Source organism: Micromonospora sp. NPDC050695 (assembly GCF_040654415.1).
Lineage (GTDB): Bacteria > Actinomycetota > Actinomycetes > Mycobacteriales > Micromonosporaceae > Micromonospora.
This window is the reverse complement of the sequence record NZ_JBFAHZ010000112.1, coordinates 1-4,001: the sequence shown is the minus strand read 5'-3', so window position 1 is coordinate 4,001 and position 4,001 is coordinate 1. Positions and strand designations below refer to the sequence as shown.

Here is a 4,001-nt window from a genome sequence, read left to right as displayed (position 1 = left end):
TCGTCTACGACATCCACATCGGCACCATCACACCCGGACCCTGACCGCACCCGTCACCCATCAACCCCCGACGGACTTCCGGCTCGGACCACTAACCCCTGCGGCTTCGCCCCGTGGAACTGGACGGCGCCGAACCGCTGTCCCGCCGCATCGCGCTTCGGCGAGCGAGCGTGGGTTGGGCTGCAGGGGTATTCCGACCAGGGGTGCCCGCAGATGTCGACGATGTGAGGGAGGCAGCAGAGGCAATCGCCGCCATGTGGTCGACCCCGCCTGGTGTAACTCGTCCTGCGGCTGCTCGGCCACCACTTCCCTGACGCGCGACCGCGGCGACGCCGGGGGCTTGGAGCAACGTCAGATCGGAGTATCGATGCTCGCGCCGGCTATGCGCGAGGAAATCGCGGGCGGGTCCCCCGGTGAGGTTCTCGACCCGCCTCGGCCTGTCTCCATCGAGAGTATGCGCGAGGAAATCGCGGGCAGGTCCCCCGGTGAGGTTCTCGACCCGCCTCGGCCTGTCTCCATCGAGAGTATGCACGAGGAAATCGCGGGTAGGTCTCCCGGTGAGGTTCTCGACCCGCCTCGGCATGTCTCCATCGAGAGTATGCGCGAGGAAATCGCGGGCGGATCTCCCGGTGAGGTTCTCGACTCTTTCAGGCATGAGCGATTTCTCCTCCGACAATCGTGAACGAACCATGCGAGGCCACCTGGCCGCGCCACCATCCGTGCCGGGCCAGCCAGGACGACTGCGGCAGCCGACATGGCAGGAACGGCTCCCGCCCTCTTAAGTTCACGGCAGGGGTACCGCCGGTTCCTGACCTCGGTGGCGACGGCGTGGGTGGGTTCGTGCGCCGGGCCTGAGCAGGCGTATCCGCGACGCGCGGGTACGGTGACATCGTGCTCTCGGCCGTGCGGGGTCTGTCCCGCTACCACACCGAGGAGTCGCTGCGCGCGTACCTGCTGCAACGCGCACACCGCACCGACGGCGGCTGCCTGGTCATCCACGGCTACGGCTCCCGCCGCGGGGTCCACCAGAAGGTCGCCGGCCGGGCCTGGGCGCACATCGCCGCGTACGTGGTCCTGGTCGGCGGGTACGACCCCGCCCTCGACGTCGACCACACCTGCGGCGCCGCGGACTGCATCGAGCCGACACATCTGCGTCAGGTCAGCCGCTCCGAGACCCGCCGCGGCCGCACCCAACGCGCGCAGTGCCGCAACGGCCACGACCGCGAACTCGACGAGAGCACCGGCCGCTACCGCCGGGTCTGCCGGGCGTGCAACCGGGAGGCGCAGCGCCGGTGGCGTGAGCGCGAGGCCGCCGAGGTGGCCCAGGCACGTGCCGCGTACGGCCGCTCGTAGTCGTCAGCCCCGCGGCCGCCACTCGTCGGACAGGACGGCGAAGACAAGCTGGTCCGCCCACTCTCCGTCATACCGGTAGCTCCGCACATGGTGGGCCTCCCGACGCATCCCGATCCGGGCCATCAGACGGGCTGACGCCTCGTTGCGGGCATGACACCGACCGAAGACCCGGTGCAGCCCGGCCTCGTCGAACCCCCAGTCCACCAGCGCCGTGACCGCCTCCGTGGCCAACCCACGACCGCCGTGGTCGGGGTGGAAGACGTACCCGAGTTCCGCCGTGCGGTCACGCTCGCCGCGCCACACCAGCTCGACGGTCCCGATCACCCCCGTGTCGCCGACCACGGCCACCGTCAGGCAGTCGCCCTCCGCGCGCCACGCGTCCTCACCCGCCATGGCGCGCACCGACGCCCGCGACTGCTCCCGGGTACGCGGCTCGGCCCCGAGCATCCAGCGGACGACGTCGCGTCGGCTCTGATACGCGTACACGTCGTCGAGGTCGTCCATCGTGACCGGGCGCAGCGTGAGCCGCTCGGTGCGGATCGGGTAGCTCGGCTGCACCATCAGGCGATCGTAGAGAACCGGACCGACTGGTGCCGAGAATTCAGTGCCGCAGCAGGGCCGTCATCGGGATCGGCTCCATGTGCCCGGTGGGCGGCGCGCCGCGGTGCAGCTGAAGTCCGATGTCGACCACCACGGAACGCTCCAGGGTGGCGACCCGCGTCATCGGTATCCAACGCGCCAGGTCGGTCGTGTCGTCCGTCTCGGGTCGAAGCTCACCGCCCGCGATCCGGGCCCGATAGAACACGGCCAGCATGTGCAGCTCGACGACGTCGCTGTCGGTGCGCTCGACGTGCCGCGTTCGCGAGTTCACCCCGAGCAGATGCTCGACCCGCGCCTCGTACCCCGTCTCCTCGGCCACCTCCCGCACGACGGCGTCGAACGGATCCTCGGCGTGCTCGACCCCTCCACCGGGCAGCGTCCAATGTCGCCGCGCCCCGTCGGGCGAGACCCAGCGGGCGAGCAGCAGATGCTCATCTCGCAGGCACACCGCGTACGCGGCGACCCGGAGCCGTTGCGTGATCACATCGCTCTCCTGATCCTCTGGGTGCCCGCGCACCTGGTCGTCCGTGCTGGCATCGGCCGGACTACCCTCGCGGACATGTCCGACTCCCGCCTGCTGCGCATCGGCACCCGCAACTCTCCAATGGCCCTCGCCCAGGTCGAGCGGGTCCGCGCGATGCTCGCCGACCGGCACCCCGACGTCACCGTGGACGTGCTGTCGATGTCGACCAGCGGGGACCGGTGGCACGGTGACCTGGCCGCGCTGGGCGGCAAGGGGGCGTTCACCAAGGAGGTCGACGCCGCCCTGATCGCCGGGGACGTGGACATGGTGGTGCACTGCGTCAAGGACATCCCCGGGGACCGACCGGCACCGGCTGGCACGGTGATGGCCGCCTACCTGGCCCGCGACGATGTCCGGGACTGCCTCGTGCACCCGGGCGGGCTGCGGATCGACCAACTGCCCGCCGGCACCCGGATCGGCACCTCCGCCGTCCGGCGGGTCGCGCAACTGGCCCTGCACTGGCCGACTCTGGTGCCGGTGTCCATCCGGGGCAACGCGAACAGCAGGCTCGCGAAGCTCGACGCCGGTGACACCTACGACGCGCTGCTGCTCGCGGTCTCCGGGCTGGAGCGGATCGGGCAGGACGCCCGGATCACGCACCCGATCGACGTCGACACGATGGTCCCGGCCGTCGGCTCCGGGACCCTCGTCCTGCAATGCCGGGACGACGACCTCAGCACCCGTGACCTGGCAGCCAGCTGGTGGAGGGTGTACCCGGCACCGTGCGGATCATGGAGCGTGGACGCCTGCTTGAACAGGTACTCGGCGCGCGGGTAGGAGAGTCGGCCCCGGCCAGTCTCCGGACAGATGTCACCCAAGGCCGGCGCACGGCGCCCGGCTGCTGCGGCTCGGCGGTCGGCGAGGAACACCGGCCCGGCGGTGCGCCCGGCCAGCAGCCGGGGCAGGAGCCGTGCGGTCGGTGTCTCCCAGTGCACGTAGGCGCGGTCGCCGCCCTTCTCGGTAACCAGAGCGCGGCGGAACTCCACGTCGAGGTAGGGCACGTCCAGGCCGAGAATCTCCTCGGCGCGGGCGCAGGTCTCGTAGAGCATCCGCCACAGCACCCGCTCGCGCAGCGGGTTGCGGTCGTCGATGAACAGCCGCTCCAGGCGGGCACGCGGGATGGCCTTGTCCCGGGTCCGGGTGACCTTGCGGCGCTCCAGCCGCCGGCCGGGGTCGATGGTCAGCCAGTCCTGACGGCGGCAGTAGGCGGTGAACGAGGTCAGCGCGGACAGGTGCTTGTTCCAGGTGTTCGCGGCCCGCTCGTCCCAACGGGCCATCGTCTGCTCGTAGAGCTCCGGGGTGAGCGCCGCGACCGGCACCTGATCCCCGGCAGTCTCGCGCAGCCGGCGCAGGGTCTCGGTGTAGGTGGCGCGGGTCCCGGGGCCATCGCGGACCTGCGGGACGCCGTCACCACGGCGAGGGCGACTCGGCCAGTCGCAGCTGCGTCGGCGTGTCGACGCAGCTGCGGGCATGCTGGGTCGCCGTCCACTCGGCGATCACAGCGTCCAACACGTCGGCGTCGGTA

At 71.0% G+C, this 4,001-nt stretch carries 4 protein-coding genes; 2 read left to right on the top strand and 2 right to left on the bottom strand.

What is annotated here, in order from left to right; translation table 11 throughout:
- Positions 1-891: 891 nt before the first annotated feature.
- Entirely contained in the window at positions 892-1,353 is a 462-nt protein-coding gene (locus tag AB0H52_RS31545) for an HNH endonuclease (RefSeq protein ID WP_151493202.1), read from the top strand.
- Between the two features lie 3 nt (positions 1,354-1,356).
- Here AB0H52_RS31545 and AB0H52_RS31540 read toward each other — a convergent pair whose 3' ends face one another.
- Both AB0H52_RS31540 and AB0H52_RS31535 read right to left on the bottom strand, forming a co-directional pair.
- A complete protein-coding gene (locus tag AB0H52_RS31540; RefSeq protein WP_151493201.1) occupies positions 1,357-1,914 on the bottom strand; it encodes a GNAT family N-acetyltransferase in 558 nt (185 codons plus the stop codon).
- Between the two features lie 40 nt (positions 1,915-1,954).
- The gene (locus AB0H52_RS31535) at positions 1,955-2,437 is read right to left on the bottom strand and encodes an NUDIX domain-containing protein (RefSeq protein WP_225854872.1); all 483 of its coding nucleotides are present in this window, start codon (positions 2,435-2,437) and stop codon (positions 1,955-1,957) included.
- 75 nt (positions 2,438-2,512) lie between these two features.
- Here AB0H52_RS31535 and hemC point away from each other — a divergent pair, with 75 nt between their 5' ends.
- Positions 2,513-3,253, top strand: a complete 741-nt coding sequence (gene hemC / locus AB0H52_RS31530) for a hydroxymethylbilane synthase (RefSeq protein ID WP_225854871.1) — start codon at positions 2,513-2,515, stop codon at positions 3,251-3,253.
- The last annotated feature ends 748 nt before the right edge of the window (positions 3,254-4,001 follow it).